Raw genomic sequence first — 2,299 nt, forward strand, 5'->3', positions numbered from 1 at the left:
CTGCAGCTTGAACACGGTGTCCGGGTTGAACAGGTGGTATTCGCCTTCACGGCGCCACTGGTACTCCCCGCCCACCTCGAGTTCACGGTGTGCACGTTCGTCGGGTCGGTCCAGGAAAGCCAGCGAGTGCCGGGTCGCGACGTCGGCGGCGATGTCGGCGAGGTTGATTCCGCCGGTGGGACAGGTCAACCCGGTGAAGTATTCCGCGAGGATGTCCTCGTCGACGCCGACGGCCTGGAACAGCTGGGCGCCGGTGTAGGAGGCCAGCGTCGAGATGCCCATCTTGGACATCACTTTGAGCACGCCCTTGCCGGCGGCTTTGATGTAGTTCTTCAGCGCGGTCTCGCGGTCGAGGCCCTCGAGGCTGCCGCTGTCCAGCATGACCTCGATGGACTCGAACGCCATGTACGGGTTGACCGCCGCCGCGCCGAAGCCGATCAGCGCGGCCATGTGGTGAACCTCTCGGGCGTCGCCCGACTCGACGACCAGTCCGACCTTGGTGCGGGTGCGTTCGCGGACCAGGTGGTGGTGCACGGCCGAGACCGCCAGCAGCGACGGGATCGGCGCCAGGTTCTCGTCGGACTCCCGATCGGAAAGGATGATGATCCGTGCGCCGTCGGCGATCGCCGCCGAAGTCCGTGCGCGCACCTCGTCGAGCGCGGCCTTCAGGCCGGCGCCATTCTCGGCGACCGGGTACAGACAGCGAATCACCTTGGACCGCAGGCCATGTCGACGACCGTTGACCTCCACGTCGGGGTCCAGGTTGATCAGCTTGGCCAGTTCGTGGTTACGCAGAATCGGCTGCGACAACGCGATCTGGCGACAGGAATCCTCGTTCGGGTTGAGCAGGTCGCCCTCTCCGCCGGTGGTGCCCTGCAGACTGGTCACCACCTCTTCCCGGATGGCGTCCAGCGGCGGGTTGGTCACCTGGGCGAACAACTGCTGGAAGTAGTCGAACAGCATCCGCGGGCGTTGCGAGAGCACCGCGACCGGGGTGTCGGTGCCCATCGAGCCGAGCGGCTCGGCGCCGGTGCGCGCCATCGGCGCCACCAGCAGGTTGAGCTCTTCGTAGGTGTAACCGAACACCAACTGGCGCAACACAACCCGGTGGTGCGGCATCCGGACGTAGTCGCCCTGCGGCAGCTCGTCCAGCGGGACCAGACCCTTGTCGAGCCAATCCTGATAGGGGTGCTCGGCGGCCAGTTCGGCCTTGATCTCCTCGTCGGCGACGATCCGGCCCTGGGTGGTGTCGACCAGGAACATCCGGCCCGGCTGCAACCGCATCCGGCGCACCACCTTCGCCGGGTCCAGGTCCAGCACGCCGGCCTCGGAGGCCATCACGACCAGCCCGTCGTCGGTCACCCAGATGCGGGACGGGCGCAGGCCGTTGCGGTCCAGCACGGCGCCCACAATCGTGCCGTCGGTGAACGTCATGGAGGCCGGGCCGTCCCACGGCTCCATCAACGAAGCGTGGTACTCGTAAAACGCGCGCCGGGCCGGGTCCATCGATGGGTGCCGCTCCCAGGCTTCCGGGATCATCATCAGCACGGCGTGAGCCAGGCTGCGCCCACCCAGATGCAACAGTTCGAGCGCTTCGTCGAAGCGGGCGGTGTCGGAGGCGCCCGGCGTGCAGATCGGGAACAGCTTGTCGACGTCGTCGCGGGATCCGAAAACATCGGTGTCGATCAGCGCCTCGCGCGCGCGCATCCAGTTCTCGTTGCCGGTAACGGTGTTGATCTCGCCGTTGTGCGCGATGCGGCGGAACGGATGCGCCAGCGGCCACGACGGGAAGGTGTTCGTGGAGAACCGCGAGTGCACGATGCCCAACGCACTGGTCAGTCGCTGGTCCTGCAGGTCCAGATAGAACGCCTTGAGCTGTGGCGTGGTCAGCATGCCCTTGTAGACCATGGTCTGGCCGGAAAGGCTTGGGAAGTAGACGGTTTCACGGCCGGGGCCGTCCTGGCCCGGGCCCTTGGTGCCGAGCTCGTGCTCGGCACGCTTGCGGATGACGTAGGCACGGCGCTCCAGCTGCATGCCGTCGGCGCCGGCGAGGAACACCTGTCGGAAGGTAGGCATCGCGTCGCGGGACAGCGCGCCCAGCGACGAGTCATCGGTGGGTACCTCGCGCCAGCCCAAAACCTGCAGGCCCTCGGCTTCCACGATCTTCTCGACCGCAGCGCAGGCGGCGGCCGCTTCTCTCGACGACTGCGGCAAGAACGCGATGCCGGTGGCGTAGCTGCCCGCCTCGGGCAGATCGAAGTCGACTACCTCGCGCAGGAACGCATCGGGAACCTGGATC

At 67.0% G+C, this 2,299-nt stretch carries 1 protein-coding gene; it reads right to left on the reverse strand.

Annotation, left to right across the window (positions count from 1 at the left end):
* Positions 1–2,299: glutamate synthase central domain-containing protein (locus tag VN856_RS21260; protein WP_325692622.1), on the reverse strand; the 2,299-nt coding region annotated here is incomplete at both ends.

This window comes from Mycobacterium sp., from assembly GCF_035603715.1.
Taxonomy (GTDB): domain Bacteria; phylum Actinomycetota; class Actinomycetes; order Mycobacteriales; family Mycobacteriaceae; genus Mycobacterium.